The organism is Antarcticibacterium arcticum (assembly GCF_007993795.1).
In the GTDB taxonomy this organism is placed as follows: Bacteria; Bacteroidota; Bacteroidia; order Flavobacteriales; family Flavobacteriaceae; genus Gillisia; species Gillisia arctica.
Window position 1 is genome coordinate 567,134 of sequence record NZ_CP042476.1, and the last position, 23,521, is coordinate 590,654.

General features: G+C 39.7%; 18 protein-coding genes. 6 read left to right on the plus strand and 12 right to left on the minus strand.

The window, feature by feature from the left end; translation table 11 throughout:
* Positions 1-8: 8 nt before the first annotated feature.
* Both FK178_RS02425 and FK178_RS02430 read right to left on the minus strand, forming a co-directional pair.
* Positions 9-2,462 carry an ATP-binding protein gene (locus tag FK178_RS02425; RefSeq protein ID WP_146830643.1) on the minus strand — a complete coding sequence of 818 codons (2,454 nt, stop codon included), beginning with the start codon at positions 2,460-2,462 and terminating at the stop codon, positions 9-11.
* 242 nt (positions 2,463-2,704) lie between these two features.
* Positions 2,705-4,819 carry an elongation factor G gene (locus tag FK178_RS02430; RefSeq protein WP_146830645.1) on the minus strand — a complete coding sequence of 705 codons (2,115 nt, stop codon included), beginning with the start codon at positions 4,817-4,819 and terminating at the stop codon, positions 2,705-2,707.
* Positions 4,820-5,116: 297 nt separating this feature from the next.
* Here FK178_RS02430 and xth point away from each other — a divergent pair, with 297 nt between their 5' ends.
* Entirely contained in the window at positions 5,117-5,896 is a 780-nt protein-coding gene (gene xth, locus FK178_RS02435; protein ID WP_146830647.1) for an exodeoxyribonuclease III, read from the plus strand.
* A 19-nt stretch (positions 5,897-5,915) separates the two neighbouring features.
* Here xth and FK178_RS02440 read toward each other — a convergent pair whose 3' ends face one another.
* The 3 genes from FK178_RS02440 to FK178_RS02450 form a co-directional block, all read right to left on the minus strand.
* Complete coding sequence (locus FK178_RS02440; protein ID WP_146830649.1) at positions 5,916-6,866, minus strand: cation diffusion facilitator family transporter; 951 nt, start codon at positions 6,864-6,866, stop codon at positions 5,916-5,918.
* Positions 6,866-7,291, minus strand: a complete 426-nt coding sequence (locus FK178_RS02445; protein ID WP_146830651.1) for a transporter substrate-binding domain-containing protein — start codon at positions 7,289-7,291, stop codon at positions 6,866-6,868. Before FK178_RS02445 ends, FK178_RS02440 begins: the two co-directional genes overlap by 1 nt.
* 587 nt (positions 7,292-7,878) lie before the next feature.
* Positions 7,879-9,024: a saccharopine dehydrogenase family protein gene (locus FK178_RS02450; protein WP_146830654.1), complete on the minus strand. Its 1,146-nt coding sequence runs from the start codon at positions 9,022-9,024 to the stop codon at positions 7,879-7,881.
* Between the two features lie 362 nt (positions 9,025-9,386).
* On the opposite strand from FK178_RS02450, the gene FK178_RS15415 reads away from it, so the two are divergent.
* The gene (locus tag FK178_RS15415) at positions 9,387-9,542 is read left to right on the plus strand and encodes a hypothetical protein (protein WP_168194545.1); all 156 of its coding nucleotides are present in this window, start codon (positions 9,387-9,389) and stop codon (positions 9,540-9,542) included.
* Positions 9,543-9,592: 50 nt separating this feature from the next.
* Here the strand turns inward: FK178_RS15415 and FK178_RS02455 are convergent, their stop codons facing one another.
* Complete coding sequence (locus FK178_RS02455; RefSeq protein WP_146830656.1) at positions 9,593-9,937, minus strand: response regulator transcription factor; 345 nt, start codon at positions 9,935-9,937, stop codon at positions 9,593-9,595.
* 72 nt (positions 9,938-10,009) lie between these two features.
* Positions 10,010-12,235 (minus strand): sensor histidine kinase, encoded by a 2,226-nt coding sequence (locus tag FK178_RS02460; protein ID WP_205677204.1) that lies wholly within the window; start codon positions 12,233-12,235, stop codon positions 10,010-10,012.
* Between the two features lie 955 nt (positions 12,236-13,190).
* Between FK178_RS02460 and FK178_RS02465 the strand changes: the two genes are divergently transcribed.
* Positions 13,191-13,793: a Crp/Fnr family transcriptional regulator gene (locus FK178_RS02465; protein ID WP_168194546.1), complete on the plus strand. Its 603-nt coding sequence runs from the start codon at positions 13,191-13,193 to the stop codon at positions 13,791-13,793.
* Positions 13,794-13,836: 43 nt separating this feature from the next.
* Here the strand turns inward: FK178_RS02465 and FK178_RS02470 are convergent, their stop codons facing one another.
* Positions 13,837-14,217 carry a hypothetical protein gene (locus FK178_RS02470; RefSeq protein WP_146830661.1) on the minus strand — a complete coding sequence of 127 codons (381 nt, stop codon included), beginning with the start codon at positions 14,215-14,217 and terminating at the stop codon, positions 13,837-13,839.
* Between the two features lie 258 nt (positions 14,218-14,475).
* Between FK178_RS02470 and FK178_RS02475 the strand changes: the two genes are divergently transcribed.
* Together FK178_RS02475 and FK178_RS02480 are read left to right on the plus strand one after the other, a co-directional pair.
* Positions 14,476-15,945: a DUF5687 family protein gene (locus FK178_RS02475; protein WP_146830663.1), complete on the plus strand. Its 1,470-nt coding sequence runs from the start codon at positions 14,476-14,478 to the stop codon at positions 15,943-15,945.
* 11 nt (positions 15,946-15,956) lie between these two features.
* Complete coding sequence (locus tag FK178_RS02480) at positions 15,957-16,652, plus strand: ABC transporter ATP-binding protein (protein WP_146830666.1); 696 nt, start codon at positions 15,957-15,959, stop codon at positions 16,650-16,652.
* 368 nt (positions 16,653-17,020) lie between these two features.
* On the opposite strand, the gene ypfJ is transcribed toward FK178_RS02480, so the two are convergent.
* Positions 17,021-17,863: a KPN_02809 family neutral zinc metallopeptidase gene (gene ypfJ / locus FK178_RS02485; RefSeq protein WP_146830668.1), complete on the minus strand. Its 843-nt coding sequence runs from the start codon at positions 17,861-17,863 to the stop codon at positions 17,021-17,023.
* A 368-nt stretch (positions 17,864-18,231) separates the two neighbouring features.
* Here ypfJ and FK178_RS02490 point away from each other — a divergent pair, with 368 nt between their 5' ends.
* Positions 18,232-20,430, plus strand: coding sequence for a S9 family peptidase (locus FK178_RS02490; RefSeq protein ID WP_146830670.1), 2,199 nt, complete (start codon positions 18,232-18,234; stop codon positions 20,428-20,430).
* 81 nt (positions 20,431-20,511) lie between these two features.
* Here FK178_RS02490 and FK178_RS15420 read toward each other — a convergent pair whose 3' ends face one another.
* From FK178_RS15420 to FK178_RS02500, 3 genes are all read right to left on the minus strand, one after another.
* Entirely contained in the window at positions 20,512-20,676 is a 165-nt protein-coding gene (locus FK178_RS15420; protein ID WP_168194547.1) for a hypothetical protein, read from the minus strand.
* A gap of 305 nt (positions 20,677-20,981) precedes the next feature.
* The gene (locus FK178_RS02495) at positions 20,982-22,556 is read right to left on the minus strand and encodes a serine hydrolase (RefSeq protein ID WP_146830672.1); all 1,575 of its coding nucleotides are present in this window, start codon (positions 22,554-22,556) and stop codon (positions 20,982-20,984) included.
* 206 nt (positions 22,557-22,762) lie between these two features.
* Positions 22,763-23,287, minus strand: coding sequence for a YybH family protein (locus FK178_RS02500; protein ID WP_146830674.1), 525 nt, complete (start codon positions 23,285-23,287; stop codon positions 22,763-22,765).
* Positions 23,288-23,521 lie beyond the last annotated feature (234 nt).

Below are 23,521 nucleotides of genomic sequence, written 5' to 3' on the forward strand. Positions count from 1 at the left end.
AATAATTTTTAATTTTTCAGAATGTCCATGATTTTTTGCAGTTGTTCCTGCAACTGCCGCAAAGTTTGGCGAATATTTTTTTCTACAGGATCCTTTACAGGAATAGTCTCCAGGGTATTTAAAAATAAAAGGTCTGCCCCAATCATCCCAAAAGATGTTTTGAGTTTATGAGCGTTTGTTCTTACCCGGGCATAATTATGAGAGTTAACATCTAATTCCATTTCCAGAATAAGGCTTGCGGCCTGAGCTTTAAAAAGAGCAATCATTTCTTTCTCAAATTCAAGATCTCCGCCGGAAAGTTCCCGTAGTACCTGGAGGTCCACCACACCCTTCTCATTAACATTTTCCAATTTGGGCGAGGTAATTTTATGTTTATAAAGAGAAAGTATGTGTTCGATTTTGATTATCAATTCCTCTTTGGTAAAAGGTTTAGGAAGATAATCTGTCATTCCTTCCTCCAGGCATTTTTGTCGCTCACTAATTAAAAAGTTAGCAGTAAGGGCAAGAATGGGGGTTTTTAATTTAAGATCTTTCCTAATAATTGAAGTTGTTTGATAGCCATCTAATACAGGCATTTGTATATCCATCAAAATAAGATCGTACGTACGATCTTTTAAAAACTCTAATCCTTTTTGCCCGTTTTCGGCAAGGTCAACACTGCATCCTGATTCATTAAGAATAGCTTTTGCCAGGCATTGATTAAGCTCATTATCCTCGCACAAGAGGATCTTTGTGCCGCTTAATTTTTGGGCAATTTTATATTGATTTGAGTTCTCTCCGGGAAGAGCATTCCCAATGGCAAAAGGTATGGAAAAAGTAAACACGCTTCCTTTCCCGGTTTCACTCTCCACCAGTATACTTCCCTGTTGTTTTTCAATAAGTTGTTTTGAAATATTGAGGCCTAAACCGGTGCCTCCAAATTGCCTGGAGGTGGTATCTTCGGCCTGAGAGAACCTTTCAAAAATTACATTCAGTTTTTCAGGGGCTATTCCAATCCCGGTATCCAATACTTTAAACTCAATTAGCGAATTTTCCGCAGAGATCTTTTGTGAGGAAACAAATAATTCAACTCTCCCTACTGCAGTAAATTTTATCGCATTTCCAAGAATATTCAAAAGAATTTGGGTAAGCCTGTTCTTATCTCCCCGTAAATTGAGGTTGAGATCCTCCTGGATATGAAACTGAAATAAGATCTTTTTTTGATGCGCTTTTAAATGAAGTATAGAGAAAACGTTTTCTATTACCTGTTTAAGGGAAAACACTTCAGATTCCATTTGTATTATCCCGGCCTCGATCTTTGAAAGGTCCAGAATATCGTTAATAATGAACAAAAGATTATCACCTGCTGTTTTTACAGATTTAAGGTAATTTTTTTTAACCGGGTTTATTTCCTCCTCAAGTAACAATTCGGTAAATCCCAGAATCGCATGAATTGGAGTTCTTAATTCATGGCTTACATTGGCAATGAAATTATCTTTTTGAACATTAAGAGCCTCTGCAGTGTCTTTTGCTTTTTTTATAGCTTTTTCTTCGCGAAATTCCCGGGTAATGTCCTGGCCTATTTTTATTACCTTGATAATTTTATTGAAACTATCCATAACAGGGTTATAGGTGGCCTGTATCCAAACTTCAGATCCATCCTTATGTAATCTTCTCAACCTCCCCCTTTTAAAACTGCCTGCGCACAGTTCTTCCCAAAAAGCCTTATTTACCTTTTTTGATTCCTCATCCAGAAGGATACGGTGGTGCTTTCCAATTAATTCTTCTTTTTTGTACCCCAGAGTTTCCAGGAAATATTGATTGACCTTTTTGATCCTTCCATCAGGCGAAAATTCTATTACCCCGCTGGATCTTTTTATGGCTTTCAGAAGCCTTTTATACTCATTTTCTTTCTGAATAAGTTGCTGCTCCGTTTCTTTAATTTTGCTTCTTAAATAACTGTCTACCTCATTTCCCAGGGAGTTGTTCTTTTTCCTTGCTTCCAGTAACATTAAAGCCTGCTCTGTTAATAAGCGAAGCGCTTTTTTCTGATTTTCTGAGAGTTGTTTGGGTTTGGTATCAACCACACACACCGTCCCAATATTATATCCTGCAGCAGTCTTTATGGGAATACCGGCATAAAACCGTATGCCATTTTCAGCCGTTACGTGAGGATTGTCTTTTACCCTTTCATCCAGTCTGGCGTCCTGAATTTCCAGGATCTCATCCTGGAGAAGGGTGTGGCGGCAAAATGTTTCCTGCACCGGTACCTCTCTGTTTTCCACGCCTTTTTTTGCCTTATACCATTGGCGCTCTGCATCTATAAGAGAAATAATAGCAACGGGAGAATCACAAATTATGGAGATCAACTCCACCAATCCGTCAAAATCCTGTTCATAGGGCGTATCAAGGATATTATAGGAAAGTAGCTCTTGTAAGCGTTTAACCTCCTTTAGTTGACTGTATTTATTTAAGGAATCCAATTAGATCTGGAAAAGAAAAAACAGGTTTATATAAGGTGAGGGAAAATGTAGGGTGGGGGATAAAATTGACATAATAAGCAATCTAGGGTGGCGCAATGTAGGTATTTAAAAACTTATAATTATAACCGGGTTTCATAAAATTTAAGTATTTACGGCTCCCTGCACGTTTTTTCAAATTAAAAAATATGCCTACGGAAAGATTCTTTCTATAGGCATATTGTAAAATTAGTGTGTCTTGAAATCTAGGTATAGGCTCCTTCCTGCACCAGTCCTTTTTGAACATTCGGGGGCACGGGTTGATAGGCCGAAAATTCCGATTTATAAGTGGCTCTGCCTTTGGTCAAAGACCTTAATTCAGTTGAAAAACCAAATAATTCAGATTCCGGGGCTATACATTTTAAAACCTGATATTTCTTGGAACTGTCTATTCCCTGAATAATGGACCTTCGGGTTTGAAGCTCTGTCATGACATTTCCCACCATTTCCTCCGGCACTGTAACTATTAGCTCCATAGTGGGTTCCAGCAATTTGGGATTTGCATTCAGAAATGCTTCCCGGAAGGCGTGAGCACCGGCTATCTTGAAGGAGATATCATTGGAATCTACAGGGTGCATTTTTCCGTCATAAACCATTACCCTTACGTCTCTGATAAAGGATCCTGTTAACGGTCCTTTTTCCATTACTTCAAGAATACCTTTCATAATTGAAGGAAGATAGCGTTGGTCTATAACCCCTCCTACTATACAATTGTAAAAAACAAGTTTACCATCCCAGGGCAGGTCTACCTCTTCCTTCCCTCGTATATTAAAACCTTCTGGTTCTCCCATTCCCTCTATCCAGGGTTCAATTTTCATGTTTACCTGGGCGAACTGCCCAGAGCCTCCCGATTGTTTTTTGTGCCTGTAATTTGCGGCCGAAGAACGCTGGATTGTTTCCCTGAAGGAGATCTTTGGTTTTTCAAAGCGGGCCTCCACGCCATAAATATTCTTTAATGTCCAGTCTATGGTTGCCAGGTGCAGTTCCCCCTGGCAGGAAATTATTAATTCCCGGGTTTCATTGGAAAAAGAAATAACAACGGTGGGATCCTGGCCATGGATCTTCCTGAGCGATTCACTAAGCTTTTCTTCATCTTTGGTGTTCACCGCAAACACTGCCCTGCGTACCCTAGGTTGGGGATATTGAATAGGTTTTATTGCAAGGTCTATACCCTCAGCTACCAGGCTGTCATTCGTTTCGGTATGTTTTAATTTAAGGGTTGCCCCAATATCTCCTACATTTAGTCGGTTAACGGGATTCCGTTCTTTACCATCCATTATAAAGAGCTGGTTGAAAGTTTCTGTCTCTCCATTACGGGGGTTTGTGAGCTTATCATTTATTTTTACCTCCCCACTCATTACCTTGAAAAAAGTAAGTTTTCCCAGGTTTGGCTGGTGTACGGTCTTGAACACAAATAGAATAGGGGATCCTTCTTTTTTAGCAGGTATTTCTTTACCCTCTACACTTTGTTCAGCATTTAAATCTCCCGCAGCGGGGGCCACATTATCAATAAAACCCATAAGCCTGCCCGTGCCCATATCTCCCAGCGCTGAAACACAAAATATGGGGAAAAGGTCATGATTGAGCATGCCTGCTTTTATTCCTTTTCGCAATTCATCTTCATTGAGGCTTCCTTTTTCAAAGTACAATTCCATCAATTCCTCATCATTTTCAGCTGCCTTCTCAACCAGCTCGTTGTGCAGATTTTCAGCTAACTCTTTTTGATTGTCGGGAATTTCAAGTTTTTCAGGTTTTCCTCCTTCCGCAGAAAATTTATACATTTTCATCTTCAACACATCAATAATACATTGGGCTCCATCCACCCGCAGCGGATACTGGATCTTTACAGCATTATTTCCCACCAGTCCCTTAATGGTTTTGAAGCTTTCTTCATAATTAAGGTTGGGGTGATCTATCTGGTTTATAACAAACAGGGTGGGTTTATGAAATTTATCAATATAATTCCAGATTATCTCGGTGCCCACCTCTACGCCATATTGGCCGTTGAGAACGGTTACAACCGTATCTGCCACCTTGATGGAGGAGATCACTTCGCCAATAAAATCATCGAGGCCCGGAGTATCAATTATATTGATCTTATAATTGCGCCATTCGGTATGCAATGGGGTAGCAAAAACTGAATTCCCCTTCTCATGTTCTATTTCGTGATAATCTGATACCGTGTTCCTGGCTTCCACAGTGCCGCGGCGGTTAATAAAGCCGGCTTCAAAAAGCATGGTTTCGGCCAGGGTAGTTTTGCCGCTGTTATGAGCGCCTACAAAGACTACATTTTTTATGTGTTTGTCGTCGTAAATTTTCATCAAATTGGATTTTTAGGTTGAAGAGGATAGTAACAGTGAAATCCCGGAAGCAAATGAGAGAGAAGAAGTGGTTGAAAATTGCCATTGCTTAATCCTAAGAAGTTCAATGTCTTAAATTTAAGAAATAACTTTATAAAAATCTTCAACTGCATCCTGATCTTTATCATATATGATCAAAAAACATTCTTCCTTATAGTAAGGTGCTCCGGAAATTAATGTTGGAAGCGCATGTTCAGGAATAATCCTGAGATTCCTGAATTGACGAAATATTCCTAACTTGATTAAAAGTATGTTTAAATGAAAATTGCAACGTATAATGTTAATGGGGTGAATGGCAGGTTACCCGTACTACTGCGATGGCTGGAACTGGCGAAGCCGGATGTGGTATGTTTACAGGAATTAAAAGCCCCCAATAAAAAATTTCCGGAAAAAGCTATTGCCGGGGCCGGTTATAAATCTATATGGCATGGCCAAAAGCAATGGAATGGGGTGGCCATTCTCTCCCGCGATCTTGAAATAAATGAAGTTTCCCGAAATCTGCCCGGTGAAAGTGATGATTACCAAAGCAGGTATTTGGAAGTCCTGGTAGAAGACCTGCTCATAGCCTGTTTATATGTACCCAACGGTAATCCCGCACCGGGACCTAAATTCGATTATAAATTACGCTGGTTAGATCGTTTTTCCATAAGGGCAAATGAATTGCTGGAACTTGGCACGCCAGTAATTTTGGCCGGAGATTTTAATGTGATCCCAACAGAGCTGGATGTCTATAAACCCGAAAGCTGGGTTAAGGATGCATTATTTAGGCAGGAAGTGCGTACTGCTTTTAAAATTCTTGTAGACCAGGGGTGGACAGATGCTATAAGGAAATTATACCCCACAGAGAAAATTTATACCTTCTGGGATTATTTTCGCAATGCTTATGCGCGGGATGCGGGACTTAGAATAGACCATTTTTTATTGAGTCCCCAATTGAAAGATTATCTTATTTCGGGCGGGGTAGATAAAGAGGTTAGGGGATGGGATAAGACAAGTGACCACGCACCGGTTTGGATCCAACTGGCCAATGAATATTAAGCCTGTTTATTTTTTAAAATTACTCCCATTTTGGTAACTCTTTTACCGGGGCTATGCTAAAATCGTGGATCTTCCAATGATAGTTCCGGAGTATCTCATAACCTTGATCGAGGTTGTCCAGGGTGGCTTCTGTATGTGGTACAACTGCAATTTCACCCAGGTAGACCTGGCCATGCTCCCGGAACCTTACCTTGGCATCTTTTACCCAATCCCAGGACTTTACAATATCTTTTACTTCAGCAATGCGATGGTCCTCTTTTTTGTTATCTGTAGTGCGAGGATAACGGTCCATAAGATCCTGTATTGATGCCGTTACATGTTGATATCCATCGTGTAAAATTGAAAATGAAATAACAAGCGCAGCCGCGGCATCTGCCCACCAGAAACCTGCACCCACCCCTAAAATTCCCACTATTGCTGCAAAGGCGGTCATATAATCGGCTTTTTGACCGCTTGCATCGGTGTAAAGTAATTTATTGTGTAGTTTTTTAGCAATAGGAAGTTTTTTAAACCCCAGGATCATAGCCGGGATAGCACTATACAATAAAGCAAGGATCATAATCCACCCCATCCATACCTGATATCCAAAAAACATTTTATTACCAATTGTTGGATGTTCGGCTTTGATTAGTGCCATGGAAGAATCGTAAACAAGGAATATCCCCATAGCCAGTAAGGCAACTGCCCCGGTTAAAAAAGTTATAGAAAATACGCGGTGATAACCATACGGGAATTTATGGTTGGGTTTTTTCTTATTTACCTTATTGGCAATAATAAAAGCAATGGAAGGCACAAGACTAAGCAAATCTTCCAGCCATGCTGTTTTCATCGCCTGGGAAGAACCCATAACCAGGTACATTAAGATCACTACAGAGATTAAATAGAATACGGTGATCCATTCCATCTTCAGCGCTTTTTTAAGGCTTTTTTGTAAGCGCCCCGGGAGATCATGGTCATGAAGGCTTTTCATTACTTATTGGAATTTTGAAAAATATGGGTTTCAAGCTTTTTAAGGAGTTGATTTTCACCTTTGGCTATTAGAAAAACATGTTCTTTATCATAAGGAGAAGTAGTGCCGGCTTTCTGCTTCCACAGCGTCTTTTTATCGAAGCCTCCGGCGATCACATGCAATTCATAATTTTCAAGCTTTTTAATTAGTTCACTTTCTGAACCCTCAAAGAACCTTATTTTCAAATTTTCTTTCCCGGCAAACTTTTTAAGAAGGTCTATTTCCATACCCTTTAAACTGTCTCTTTCAGAAATTGTGAAAGGGGGATTGATAGAAACTCCTACTTTCAAATAATTATTTTGAGCATCCACCCAGGAGCCTTCAGCATCTTTTGGGAAATCACAAGCGGCTGAAACCAGCAAAAGAATAAATAATATATTTTTCATAAGACTAAAATTATAGAATCATAATAAAGGCTTACGCAACAGAGAGTTAAATCTTTCTGAAAGAATATATAAATTCAAATTGGAAAATTCCGTAAAATAATAGGTCCTGCCATCAGAAGAAATTCTTTTTAAGAGAAAGGAACAGGGTTTCTTTTATTCTTTTTGAACCGGGAATATTGGAAAGAGATAAATAAAAGACTTTTCTCACAATGGTTTTAGATGAAGGATGGTTTAACCCTTTCTTATCGCCTCCCACATATAGGAAATAAGGCCACATTCTTTTTCTATCCAAATAATAAAACCCAAGAGCAACAGGACACAAACCACAAAAAAATAACTACTGAAATTCCAAAAATGCCGTGTGAAGGGCAAGGAAAGTATTCCCCTTTTCATGAGTTCCTGAATTAGAAATTAGTATAGAGCGGGGGGGGGGTTACAATGGGAAATCGTTGGGAAGATCTTCTTTAAATTTAGTGAAAAAAATTGTAAAAAATCGAAAGGCTTATTAAATCTTTTAAAAGAAATACATAAATAATTAAGGCGTAATTCTAATAATTTAGTGCAAACAATTTATTGAAAGAAGGAGGTTATTTATTTCCTCCGTAAACTCTTTTTATAAAATTTCCTTCAAGGAATTTTACAGGATCTATCTCACTTTGCAGAATTATTCCTTTCCTCCCTTCTTCCAAAAGCATTTGAGCAGTTTGCAGCATGGGGACTGCCGTGGTAGTTTGGATTGCCCTTAAAAGATGTTTTCCAACATACTGTGGTAGAATGCGTTTGGAGATTTCCCGTCTTCTCAGGATTCCCTGGGCGTCTTTTCCTTCCACAGCAGCGTAAAGCACTATTTGGTCATCTTCAATGTTTGGGATCACCTCCTGCATTTTTTCCTGTAGTGACTTTACAGCAGCTTTTTCGTTGCCGGATTTCTTAATTTGCTCATCTACCCAGGAATAATGTCCCGGATGTCGCAGGGTCTTATAATCCAGTGTATTTACTTTCCCTTCTAAAGCATCCGGAAGATCTGCTGCCCCGCCGGAGGTGAGATCCTCTTCATAGGTTATTCCATCAATTATAATAATCGCCCTTTCAGAGAGCGCGGGAAGTTTTGTTTTTCTGAAATTTCTAATTACCACCGCATCATTTAAATATTCGGTAGCTACTCCCACGGGGCTCCAGGTGAAGCCGTAAAAATGTGGAGCTACCGCATGCCGCGTTAATGCGCCCACCTTAAATTCCAGTTTACCTGCTACTTCCACATCAAAATCTTTGCAAAAGTCCCGGTAAAGACTGTGGGCAAGTATGTTTATATACCCCGGAGCCAGCCCGGTTTGCAAAGCAAATCCTGTTTGGGCATTTTTTGCCATTTCAATGATCTCATTTGTTTCGCTCACATATTCTGTGAGGTTGACATAGTGCAGGTTATAATCCAGGGCCATAGCTGCAATTTCAGGAGCAAGCCCTCCCGGAAGGCAGTCCAGGATAATATCCGACTTTTGGAAGATTTCCTCCATTTCTGTGGTCACCTCCCCGGGTGACAGGGAAAAACTTTGGACTTCACATTTTTTAGAGGTGCCCTCCTGTATCCAGTTGGCGACATCTCTGGCCCTGGAAAGCGTTCGGTTTCCAATATAAAGGCTGGGAGGGACCTTGCTCCATTCCATTAGGATTAATCCGGCAGCCCGGGCGATCCCGCCTGCCCCGGCAATGATAATTTTGTGAGGATGGTTCATAAACCTAAGTTACAAATTTATTGGGCCCGTGGGGTGAAAAATTACTGCTTAACAAGCTTAAAAATGAAACTGGTTTGGACAATTTCTAAGAAAAATACCGTGGGAAAAATACTGGTTTTCCCCAATTGATTTAAATGATTATAAAAAGTAAATTAAGGGGTAATCGTTTGAAGAACTTAAATTAAAAGGGATGATATAAAATTACTTAAAAATTCTAACAACCGGAATGCTCATAGGAAATATGCCTTTCCCGGTTATTTATCTTCCCTGAAATTTGTTTCCTCTTCAATTACGGGAGCGGGAATTTTCTAATTTCTGAAATCCGCTTATAATACGATCCAGTAACCCTAATACGTTGAGTCATGAATGCAATGAATGTTTTTTTTGAGAATTACCGCAAGGCCACCCATGGCTTTAATATTCTGGTGAAAATCCTAATTGCCCTTATCCTGGCATTTATTTTCATTGCCGTGATTTTTGCGATTGTAGGAATAGTTCCGGATATTCTAAACTATTAATTATGGAAGGAAATAGTGAGGGATGGGGAGAATAGAGATCTTAAATTTAACTAAGCGTTGATATGTTTTTCAATGCGCAAAAGGAGGTCATCTACATCAAAGGGTTTTGCTATGAAATCACAGGCCGTCTCATCTACAATATCTGTGTGAGCCGACATTAATATTACCGGAATTTCATTGGTTTCTTTATTTTGAGCCAGCTTTTTACACATTTCCTGACCATTACCATCAGGTAACATGATGTCCATGAGGATAAGATCCGGCCGCCCCGTAGCAATGCTGTTCTTAAATCTTTCAGCATTGGGAAACGAGCGCACTGTATAAGCATCGCTTAACAGGAGCTCTATCAACTCCCGTATATCCTGATCATCTTCAACTATAAAAATCTCTTTCATTCCGCTAAAATAGAAAAGTATGTTATGAATATTTTAAAATCTTTTGTTAAACATTAAAAACAGATTAAGAACTTATTTTCGGGGGGTGGAGGTATTTAAGTTTTCCTCAAGGGGAAGCGTAAAAAAGAACTCCGATCCCTCACCATATTTGCTTTTTACTCCCACCTCACCATTATGATTTTCTATTATTTGCCTTGTAAGATATAAGCCTAAACCAAGGCCACTTATACCTTTTGTATTTTCAGCCCGGTAGAAACGGGTAAACAGTTGCCTTTGCTGTTCGCGGGTTAAGCCGGTACCTTCATCGCGTATATATACACTGGCAAATCTATCCTGTATATTAAGTCCCATATAAACCTTTTCTGCGCCGGGGCTATATTTAATGGCATTGGACAGGAGATTGATGATCGCCTGCTCTATCCTTGGGCGATCACAATTTACCATTACGGGATAATCATCTATTTTCAATAGGACACTGTGAGAGGTGTGAGAATACAAAAATGTTTCAGCGATCTCACGCAATAACTCGCTAAGGTCAAATACTTCCAGATTAAATTCCATTTTCCCCGCCTCAATTCGTGACATATTCAGCAGGTCATCTACAAGATTATTAAGTTTATTTACCTGGTTTAGAGATTTGGATATAAAGAGCTCGCTCAGGCTGTCTTTTTCCTTTTTAGCCAAAACCTGTAAATAACCTTTAATAGTGGTGAGCGGTGTTTTAAGCTCATGGCTGGCAAGTGCTATAAATTCGTCTTTTCTATCGCTTAGGTTTTTAACCTGCTCAAATAATTTAGAATTATCCAGGGAAACAGCTGCCTGTGCTGCAATATTAATAACAATATCTTCGTGACTTGCGGTAAAAATTCCGGGCTCCGGATGTCCGAACAAAAGACCTCCAATTACTTCTCCGGTTTTTGATACTACGGGTACCGCAAGGTAACTGCGTACCGGTAAGTGGGCTGCAGGCATTCCGGCCTGGGGAAAATTCTTTCCGTATCGGGGATCCAGCAAAATGTCATCTATCCTAACCACTTCTTTATCAGCAAAAGTGGGTGCAAAGAGGGCGGTATGTCTTGGCATCCCAAGTTTTTCAAATGATTCTCTGGCCGCACCGGAGAGGGTGTACAATTTAAAGGATTCACCATTTTCCTGGTAATCATTGTAAAAGAAGGCTCCATAGGAAGCTCCTGTTAATTTGGTAGTAGCATCTGTAACCCTTTGCAGGACACCCTGCACATCAAGATTCTCAGAAATACTTTTTCCTATTGAATTAAGGATCTCAAGATTGCTGTTATGTTGATTAATTTCGGCTTCAGCCTGTATCCTGGCGCTAATATCCCGGGCCACCTTTGACGCACCTACAATATTGCCCAAAAAATCCTTTACGGGGGAGACGGTAATGGAAAGGGGAATTAATCTCCCGTCTTTCGTCTTTCTTACTGTTTCAAAATGATCAACCTTTTTCCCCTTTTTAATATTGTCAATAATGTGCTTTTCTTCCTTGAGCCTATCCTTCGGAATAAGTATGGTAATAGATTTTCCAAGGGTTTCCTTTTCAGTGAAGCCAAAGATTATTTCAGCTCCTTTATTCCAACTGGTGATTTTTCCCGTAAGGTCCTTACTTATTATGGCATCTTCTGATGAATTTACAATTGCAGAAAGCATTGCCTGTTTTTCTTCTTTGAGCCGTTCCATCGGGATGAGCATGGTGATTGATTTTCCCAGGGTTTCCTTTTCAGTGAACCCAAAGATCATTTCAGCTCCCTTGTTCCAGCTGGTGATTTTTCCCCTCAGGTCTTTGCTTATTATAGCATCATCAGAGGATTCTACAATTGCCGAAAGCGTTGTTTGTTTTATTTCATTGACAACCTGGCCACTTATATCTATAAGGATAGAATGAGCACCGGTGAGATTTTGATTTTCATTAAATAAAGGTTTTGAAAAAAGGAGTAGATTTTTAAAAGTACTATCCGGGCATTGGATCATGATAGACTGATTCTCTACAGTAATTCCATTTTGCACAGTTAGGGCCATTGGACTTTTTTCCGGCGGCATTGGTGTGCCATCAGGATAGAACAATTTCCAGGCACCACTCCACAGCTCCCTTTTTACATCTGGATCACGGCCCCAAAGTTTCCGGGCCGCCTCATTGAAAAAAGTAATATAACCATTCTTATCACAGGTATAAAAAGCAACAGGAGATTCCAGGACTAATTTTTTATAATCGGGTACGGGCTGTTGTAAGGGAACCTTGGCGTTACCCGGACCTGATGAAGCTGGAACGATTGGTTTCATAAACTCATATTTTTAACCCTACCTGTTGAAATTTTAAATTCCTCAGAAAATTTGAAATTTCCTTTAAGAAAACCCTGGTGATAGTTTTTCAATAGCTGCCAATATAATTGCTAAATATAAACCAATAGAACCATAAGCCTTGTAAGTAAAAACATTAGGGAAAGAAATTTAACGCCAATCTCTTGAATCCCAATTAATTAAACGTTTATTAATGTTTTGTTAAAACAATTATCACCAGTGAGTTTGTGAAACCCATCTGGAAAATAAAAACCGGTGTTTTTATGTTAGATGAAAAACAAAAAGAGAGAAAATTTAAAGAAAAAGGAGATGAAGGGTAGCGGAAGCTGGAAATTTTAATTTAATCCCGGTGGATTTTCTTTTTACCGTACACTGAATTATAAAGGGAATACCAGTAACTCAATGCCAATCCAAGAGTAAACAAGCCGCCTGCATAGAAAAGGATTCCATAGATCATAACCAGGAGTTTTAAGGTGAAAGATTGAATTAAAAATAATATTTAAACAGGGAGGTTGATTAATGATCTAATTTTTATTACCTGGTGGTATTCCCGTATTTTCAACTTTAAAATCTATAGAGCATAATCTAAGAAGCTAATGAACAGCCCCACCTGTTCATTAGCTTTGGTTTTCTGAAGTCTACCCCTAAATTTCAGAACGGTGAATCAATCACTTACTTACCCCAAATTTTACAGGAAGCTTTTTTCCTGTTTGTAATTGATCTTTTTTCACAGTATTAAATTTACGCAAATACCTGAAAATTGTAAAATATTTGCCTGTGTTTCAGTGCACAATTTAATGTGATCTGGCTCACAAAGCGTATTTTTTTTTAGTATCTTTTGGAATCCAAAACTTCAAAAATGTTAAAGCCATACTGCAAGTTGTGTAATCATAAGTCTGAGGCAGCAAATAGGCTAAATGAATGTCAACTGGAGAAATTGAACGAGCATAGTTCACAGGCCATATTCCAGACCGGAGAAGTACTAATAAGGCAGGATTCCCCCACCAACAGTATAGTTTTTATAAAATCTGGTTTGGTTAAAATTCATACACAGGGTCCTAATAGAGAGCGTATCATGAATATTTCAAAAGCTCCTTCCTACCTATGTTTACACAGTACATTTGGCGATAAGATCAATCATTTTTCAGCAACGGCTTTGGAACCCACTGCGGTATGTTTTATTGAAAGCAATGTATTTACGAGTTTAATACAGGAAAATGGAAATTTTGCTTATGAAGTTATTCAAAGTATGGGTAGGGGTGAACTTCAAAACTTTCATTATCTTATAGATATTGCCCAAAAACAAAATATGGGTAGGGTAGCTCATGTATTGTTATATTTTGCCAAACAAATTTATATTTCCAATACTTTTAATTTGCCCCTTTCACGACAGGAACTTGCGGATCTTGCAGGTATAACCAGAGAAAGCATTAGTCGAATTCTGCACAAATTTCATAATGAAGAACTTATTCATATTGAAGGGAGAAAGATATCCTTAAAAAATGACAGGGCATTAAAAGAGATTAGCGACAAAGGCTAAGGTTTGTGGGAGTTGTTACATCGTTTTAAATGGCCTTGGGGATTTAATCCCTGTTTTTCCACCACTTTAATTTATAATTTGACCAGTTTATTTTTTCCAGCGGTAAATATTTAAAGAGGAATATGAAAAATGCCAGGATCAAAATAAATATAGATGTTGATCCTCTTTTAAATTTTGGAGGAGGGAGTTCGGTAATGCTTTTATTCAGGTTGTTTCTTTTCAATTGAGTAAGATCCTCAGGTTCAGTTTCAGGTGGAATTCCCTCTTTCCTTGCATTTTCCCCTTTTACTGTCAGGATAAAATCATCGTCCTTAATCTCGACATACCCCTCGCGTATTAAATCTTTTATTCCTGCTGAAAAATTATGATGTGCAAGGATTTTTAGCGTTTTTCTTTTCCCTAGAAGTTCTAATAACTGCTCCATCCCTATTATACCTGGTAAACCTATCAATTAAATTAGATGCTATTGTAAATATCTCTACAATAAACCTATAAGTGCAGGCATTTGTAAAAGTAGCCTTGTTAATGTTGATTTAGGCCGATAAAACGTTAAATAAATTATTAAAGAACACGGGATTTTTCGGGATAGGATCGCTTCCTGCCTAAACCTGCTATAATTGTCTTGTAACAAAATGTTGGCTTTTACTACAAACCTATAAATCATTGGTACAATCGAACCTTTATGTTGAAAAAGTTTTTTAGTCTTGAATGGAAGTCGTTTTTACGATCTGCTTCTTTCCGGGCCAATATGTTTATAAAAATAATCATGGTGCTGGCCGCGCTGTATTTTATTTTGATTTTTACCGGTTTGGGAATAGGCCTGTTTTATATCTTAAAGAAACAGGAAATGGAACCTTTGGAAACCGTGAATAGGTTTATCATATTTTACCTTCTTCTGGATCTGGTGATTCGTTATTTTCTGCAAAAAATGCCGGTCATGAACATTAGGCCTTTCCTGGTTCAAAATATTTCCCGCAAAAGTATTGTAGGTTATTCGCTGGGAAAAACAATGGTTTCCATATTCAATATTCTGCATTTATTTTTTCTTCTGCCTTTTACTATTGTTCTTATAGTTGAAGGATATGATCCCCTGGGAGCGACAGCCTGGTTTATAGGGATCTTATCAGTCGTTTACCTGAATAATTTTCTTAATATCCTTAGTAATAACAGGAGTTTTGTTCTTTACAGTGTTGCATTGATACTGGTCTTGCTGGCACTTTTTACGTATTATGGCCTTATTGACCTAACCCAATATACTCAACCATTATTTGGTGCCTTGTATACTACACCTTGGGTAGTAATAGTTCCTGTATTATTATTAGTTATTGTATCATGGATAACCTTCCGGTTTTTTCTTAAAAACCTCTATCTGGATGCAGGCCTGAAGGTAAAAGAGAAAGCTGCCCAAACCGAACATTATACCTGGTTGAACCGCTATGGAGTATTGGGTACTTTTATTAAAAATGATATCAAACTCATAAAAAGGAATAAGCGCTCACGCACCACGATTATTATGAGTGTGCTGTTTATTTTTTATGGATTATTGTTTTTTACGGGTGGTATAGAAGCTTATGAAGGTCCTGTATGGCGCATATTTGCAGGGATATTTGTAACCGGTGGCTTTATTTTCACCTTTGGGCAGTTTGTGCCAAGTTGGGATAGTTCTTATTATCCTTTAATGATGAGCCAGAATATACAATACCGGGAATACCTCAACTCCAAGTGGTGGTTAATGGTGATCACGACTATAATCACTACTATGATTGCTGGTTTTTATCTGTATTTTGGATGGGAAGTTTACCAGGCTATTCTGGTAGGGGCGGTATATAATATTGGTGTGAACGCCCACCTGGTTCTTTTAGGGGGCGCTTATATAAGAACCCCAATAGACCTTACCCAGAATAAGAATGTAATGGGGAATAAACAGGCTTTTAATTCCAAAACACTACTGCTTACCCTGCCAAAACTCATTCTTCCACTAGGGCTTTATGCGCTGGGACATTATTTATTTGAACCAATTGCCGGGTATCTAATGGTTGCAGGGGCCGGAATTATAGGCTTTGCATTTAAGAATAAGGTATTTGTGTTGATAGAAAGGATCTATAAGACCGAAAAATATAAAACAATTGCAGCATACAGCCAAAAAGCATAACTCTGTTTGATATGATACAAGTTGAAAATTTAACAAAGACTTACGGAGGCACTACCGTCCTCAACATTGCCCATCTGGAAATCCCAAAAGGGGAGAGTTTTGGCCTGGTAGGAAATAACGGAGCCGGAAAGACCACTTTTTTCAGCTTACTGCTGGACCTTATTTCACCCGATACCGGCAAGATCACCAGTAATAATATTCATATTAGCAGTGATGAAGGATGGAAACCCTTCACAACCGCCTTTATAGATGAAACTTTCCTTATTGGATATCTTACTCCTGAAGAATATTTTTATTTCATAGGCGAACTTAGGGGTAGAAAAAAGGCCGAAGTAGATGAGTTTTTATTACGCTTTACCGAGTTTTTTAATGGGGAGGTACTCAATGGCAAAAAATACCTTAGAGATCTTTCCAAAGGGAATTCGAAGAAAGTGGGAATTGTAGCGGCTTTAATTGGGGAACCTCAGGTAGTGATCCTGGATGAACCATTTGCAAACCTTGACCCCACCACCCAGTTCAGGCTTAAAAAGATAATCAGGGAAATTGCTGCTACTAAAGAAACTACCATCCTTGTGTCCAGTCATGACCTGCAGCACACGGTTGAAATTTCCAACAGGATCGTAGTATTGGAAAAAGGAGAGATAGTGAAGGATATTCAAACAACCCATGAAACCATGCAGGAACTGGAAACATTCTTTGCGGTGTAAGGTGGGGAGTAGTAATTGGTGATTAGTTGTTAGTCTTTAGTCGGTAGTCATTAGTCGTTAGACGTTAGTCGGTAGTCAATTTGAGATGTGGAAATTTTTAACCGCTGCCCCCCGAATCGAGGCCAAAAAGATCCTTAAACAAGTTCAGGATGACGTAAAGGAGGTAAAAAGAGGTGATTCCACTTTCTGTATTTACTATCCAATCAGATCCTGAAACAAGTTCAGGATGACGGGAATGAGGACAATTTAACTGGAAAAAAGGCAAACATAATAAGGCGAGATCACTTTTTCAACCTACAACCTGCCTGCGGCAGGCAGGCCCACAACCTACAACCCACAACCCACAACTCACAACAACATAATCAACTTTACCTTACTCCCCTAAAAGTATCACCCTGTGAGATATCTCCGGTGGTAAAGCCTCTTTTGAACCATTCCATACGTTGTTCAGAAGTACCGTGTGTAAAGGCATCGGGAACTACGCGGCCGGCGGTGCGTTTTTGTATGGCATCGTCGCCCACAGCGCTGGCTGCACTCAAAGCTTCCCTAATATCACCATCTTCCAGGTACTGCCTGTTGTGGTGGGCCCAAACCCCCGCGTAGAAATCGGCTTGAAGTTCAAGAGCCACAGATAATTGATTTGCTTCCCCCTGGCTTAATTGCTGTTGCCTGTTTCTCACTTCTCCTGCAGTACCCATTAAATGTTGAATATGGTGTCCAACTTCATGGGCAATTACGTATGCGATAGCAAAATCACCGCCCTCCGCCCCAAAGCGGGTACGCAGTTCCTCAAAGAAAACAAGGTCCATATAGATCTTTTCATCGCCGGGGCAGTAAAACGGTCCTGAGGCACTGGATGCTCCACCACAAGCAGATCTTACCGCATCTGTAAACAATACCATTCCAGGTTCACGGTAAGTGGCATTGTGCTGAGAAAAAATATTGTTCCAAACATCTTCAGTATCTGCAAGAACGGTAGCTGTAAACTGTCCAAGTTCCTTTTCTTCCGCCGTTAGTTCACGCTCTTCAGTAGCACTTCCGGGATCTGTTTGTATTTGGTTAAGGATCTCTGTTGCATCGCCTCCGGAAAATAATTGTATTGCCAGGAAGATAAGACCTATAAGTCCGCCACCCACGGCAATTTTACCACCGGTAGATTTCCCCCTGCGGTCATCTACGTTGGTGCTTTGTCTTCTTCCCTGCCATTTCATAAGATTCAGTTTAAGTTTAATTGTACCGGCAAATTACTTAAAATAGGAAAGTGAGAATGTTGCTAAATTCATAAAAGTTCCAATAATCTAAAATTACAGGCAGCAGAAATATTTCAGTATAACCAAATCATACAGTTGAATTAAACTCAAGAACTAGGCGGTTATTATCAAAGTCCCACCCCATTATTCCTGGGGCTGTTTAGCTAACCTTTTAAAATAATGTGGATATATACCGGGAGAAAGTGAGGTAATAAGTTTTTCATTTCTATCTCATTTCTTTCGGCTATTGATTATCAATACTTTTTGTTTAATTTTAGTTCCACGAATATAATTTCCCGCTTCGGGATTTACCTCTCAACTTGAAAATTATGAAAAAAATTACTTCGCGCTCAACAGCTACGGCCACACTTTTGTCACTTTACCTGCTTGCAGGAGTAGGATGCAGTGGTAGCAAAAACACTAACAATCCGGATACCGCGCCTGTGGTAGAGCAGGCTTCTCTAAGCAATGCGCCGGCAATAACACCTCCACCGGTTGCCAGTAAAATTCCAAAAGAGCTCTCTATTCATGGCGACACCCGTATTGATAATTATTATTGGCTTAATGAAAGGGAAAACCCTAAAGTGCTTGATTATCTAAAAGCCGAAAATGCTTATACCCAGGAAGTGATGGCCGATACCAGGGACTTACAGGAAGAACTTTTCAATGAGATAGTAGCACGAATAAAACAAACAGATGAATCTGTTCCCTATAAAAGAAATGGATATTTCTATTATACCCGATATGAGGCTGGTAAGGAATACCCGGTATTTGTTCGTCGTAAAGAAGTTATGTCTGCACCAGAAGAGGTGATGCTTAATGCCAACGAGCGGGCTGAAGGAAAAAGTTATTATGCGCCCGCTGGAATGAGTATGAGCCCGGATAATCTTTTGATGGCATTTGGTGAAGATACAGTGAGCCGGCGCCAATATACCTTAAGGTTTAAAAACCTAAAAACCGGGGAAATCCTGGCAGACCAAATTCCCAATACCACAGGTGGGGCGGTGTGGGCCAATGACAATAAGACCGTATTCTATACCATGAAAGACCCTTCGCTGCGGTCTTTTAAGATCTTTAGCCATACCCTGGGAACTCCCGCATCCCAGGATAAGGAAGTGTACCACGAGGCAGATGAAACCTTTAGTACATTCGTATTTAAAACAAAATCTCAGAAATATATTATTATTGGCTCCGGCAGTACCCTGTCCCAGGAATATCGTTTTATAGATGCCTCCAATCCAAATAGCACATTTAAGGTAATACAACCACGGGAACGAGGGCTTGAGTACAGTCTGGACCATTTTGGTGATAGCTTCTACCTTCTTACAAATAAGGATGGAGCTACCAATTTCAAACTAATGAAAACCCCTGTAACCAAGACTTCGAAAGAAAATTGGACCGAGGTTATCCCGCATAGGGCAGATACCTACCTGGAAAATGTGGAGATCTTTAAAGATTACCTCGTTTTACAGGAACGAAGGAATGCGTTGACCCATTTACGAATTAAGAAGTGGAATGATCCGGCAACAGATTATTATGTAGATTTTGGTGAAGAAGCCTATACCGCCGGTATTAGTATTAATCCCGATTTTGACAGTAAGGTTTTGCGATATTCTTATAGCTCCCTTACAACCCCCAGCTCCACTTTTGATTTTAATATGGAAACGAAAGAAAAGAGTTTATTAAAAGAGCAGGAAGTAGTGGGCGATTTCGATAAGAAAAACTACGAATCAAAACGCATTTATGCCACCGCCAAGGATGGCACAAAGATTCCCGTATCTCTGGTTTACCGTAAAGGAATTAAACTGGACGGCCAAAATCCTACCTTACAGTACGCGTACGGCTCTTATGGTTCCAGTACAAATCCCGCATTTTCTTCTACCAGGTTAAGTTTGCTTGACCGGGGGTTTGTTTATGCCATAGCACACATACGTGGGGGCCAGGAAATGGGTCGCCAATGGTATGAGGACGGAAAAATGATGAAGAAGAAAAATTCTTTTACAGATTTTATTGATGTATCTGAATATCTTATCCAACAAAAATATACCAGTCCCGAAAATTTATATGCGCAGGGTGGCAGTGCCGGAGGGCTTTTAATGGGAGCAGTAGTAAATATGCGTCCGGAATTATACAAGGGAGTCCATGCTGCGGTGCCCTTTGTAGATGTGATCACTACCATGCTGGATACCAGTATTCCTTTAACCACAGGCGAATTTGATGAGTGGGGGAATCCTGCTGAAAAAGCAGCTTACGATTATATGCTTTCCTATTCGCCTTATGATAATGTAGAAAGAAAAGCCTATCCAAACCTGCTGGTTACAACCGGGCTACACGATTCGCAGGTTCAGTATTTTGAACCGGCCAAATGGGTAGCTAAATTACGGGAGATGAAAACAGATGATAACCTGCTGCTTTTACATACCAATATGGATGCGGGCCATGGAGGGGCCTCGGGCCGATTCCAGCCTTATAGAGATACAGCTCTTCAATATGCATTTTTCCTGAAGTTGGCCGGACTAACCGAATAAATATAATTGAATATATGAAAACCCCGTTGTAACAATTGCAGCGGGGTTTTTTTATGGTGAATTCTTTAAAAGATTGAATGATTAGCGGATAGCAGGCAGGTACCACAAAATAAAGGCTATAACGCCTAAAAATAAAATACCTCCAAAAATGGTTAGACTTTTAAAAAATAACCAGTCCCAGTTGATTTGGGAGATATAATCCTGATAATAATCCTTTTTGGCAGTAGATGGAGGGACAGTTTTCATAATTTACGTTAAGTGGTTATTAACACCTGTTCAATTATGGAACCAAAAATTTTAAAACCCGCAATCTCCAAACTAAAAAAGGGAGGGGAATATTAGGAAAGCCGGAAATGCATCCATTGAAATCTCTATAGAATTATTAAGGGGCCTGCAGTAAGCACCACTTGAGGAAGAGAATTCCGTTTTTATTCAAAATTTTATCCGGCCTGAATCTGGATTAAATTTTTTTTAAAAAAAGAGTGTAACCACCCCAAACCTTGCCCATATTTTCTACAGGCTGCTTGTGGAGTTTTAAAACAGCACTGAGGTTATTTTCGCTGCTTTTCAAATTCCAGATCCTGAAAATCAAAACTGAAATCTGTCATAGGGGAGACCGGTTCCATTGTAAAACCGTTCGCTTCTCCTTCGCGATCCAGAGAGAACACGGCAAATGCATCACCGTTCAGGCTGCGGTCATCCCACTTCACCACAAAAGAATTTCCTTTATAGAAACTCATTTCCCCATGAAGGTCGGGTGCCTTTTCTGCTTCAAATCTAAGTTTTCCGTCCTTTACCAAGATATTTACCTTGCCAAACCAGGGATCGAGGTAAGCTCCTGAATATTTAGACAGCTCTGCTGTACTCATTTTCTGGTTTTTTTGAACTGCCTCCACATTCTTCCAAACATTGGCAACCACAGAATCGGAATACTTCTCATTCCGCAGGACATTTTTGTGATATTGGGCAATGCGGTCTTTTCCTTTTATTCCGAAGTAGGCATCTTTAATACTGTTAGTAACCGACCTGAAAGCCGCGCCTGATTGCTGATTGGTAAGTACAATAATTCCAAGTTCCAGTTGCGGGATCATGGTAACCTGGGAAACAATTCCCAAAAGTCCGCCGGTATGCGTAACTTCTTTATATCCATTAACATCACTCAGGTTCCAGCCCAGGCCGTATGCTTTGAATTGGGTATTATAATCTCCGGGTCCTGTTCTAATAATAGTTTGGGGCGTCCACATTTCCCGGTGTTGTTCCTTGCTAAAAATGCTATCCTTCAATTGCGTTCCAAATTTCCCATTGTCGAGCTGCATTTGGACCCATTTGCTCATATCATATACTGAAGAATATACTCCTGCAGCGGGATCTGCTGCAGGGGTGAAACTAAGGCCCACAGTTACCAGTTTACCTTCTGTTGGGGCGTGTCCCTCAATTACATTGGTTTTATCCTTAATCAGGTTCCAGTTAACCACCGAATTGTTCATTCCCAGGGGCCTGAAAATATTTTGGGTGATGAAGGTCTCATAATCCAGCCCGGATACCTTTTCAACTACTACACCGGCCACTATATAGAGCAGGTTGTCATAATCATATTTCGTCCTGAAGGAGGAAACCGGTTTTAGATATCGTAAATTATGTATAAGTTCCTCTTTACTTGTGGTATTTAACGAAGGCCATACCATCAGGTCCCCGGCACCCAGGCCCAGTCCGCTGCGATGCGTAAGAAGATCCCTTACGGTGAATTCACTGGTTACATAGGGATCATATAATTTAAACTCGGGGATAACTTCGGTAACTTTGGTATCCCATTCCAGTTTTCCCTGGTCAATAAGAATTGCCAGGGCAGCAGCTGTCATCGCTTTGGTATTGGATGCCACCCCAAAGAGGGTGTTTTCATCTACTTTTCCGCCTTTTTCTAATGATCTTGTCCCGTAACCTTTCATATGTAGCACCTTACCGTCCTTCAAAACGGCTACAGCCATACCGGGGACATCAAAGGTTTTCATAGTTTTTTGTACCAGGTTGTCAATTTGGTCAGTACTCAATCCCTGTCCCCAATTATTTTGGGTAAAAATTAATAAGAAGGAAACAAGCATTAATAATGGGAGGGAAGATTTTTTCATAGATGGGTAATTTTTAGAATCCACTAAAGATATAAAATTCGCCGGATTGAAAAGTGGCTAATAGCGCAGGATAGGAAAGATAATATGGACAGCGTCCATTTTTTTATAAAGGGGCCAAAGGAGTTTCAAATTGACTTATTTCGATTTAAGGCATAAAAAAGAGGAATTTTTCAATTCCTCCCTAAGCATTTGGAAATGAAATTTTCCTATTGACTAATTTCCTTATCGGTAAAACTCATTTCTCTTACGCAAACATACTTACCATCGCGCTTTTCCCATATGGCAATATATTTACCCGTAGAAATCACTTTTCCGGCAGCGTCCATTCGGGTTGATTTTCCAATTTCGGTAACCACATTTTCATCTCCATATACATCCAGGACCTCATATTTGGCGGTTGATCCTTTCTCCCTGCCGGCCATACTGGTTTCAAGGTCCTTTTTAATAGCATTTCTACCTGAGACCATCGGCTTGTCTGCCGACATAATTACGGCATCCTCTGCATAAAAAGAACTGATTCTTTCTGCATCCCGCGCATTATCACCCTGTGCCCAGGTGTTTTCCAATTCCTGGATCTCCGCTTTCACAGCAGCCATATCTGTCTTCACTTCGGCCACTTCCTTTTCAACGCGTACTTCTTTTTCTTTTTCAGTAGAAGTATTACATCCCGCAGCAATGATCGTTAAGCCCAGACAGGCAGTTGCGATCCTAAAATAATTAATTGTGTTCATCTTATTGGTGGTTGATTATTGCTTACTCTTCCCGGTTTTCAGCATACCCGTTGAAATAAATATATAGAGGAGGAAATTAAGGGGTATACCTTTTTACGCCCGGGTTTAGTGGATCAGGAATTTTTAGATAGGCGAAAAAAGAAATATCAGGTTAAAGTACTCTATTTTAATGTGATAAAGCGTAATTGTACGAATTCCTTGACAAAAATATTAAAATTATGCTTGTGCGCTTGG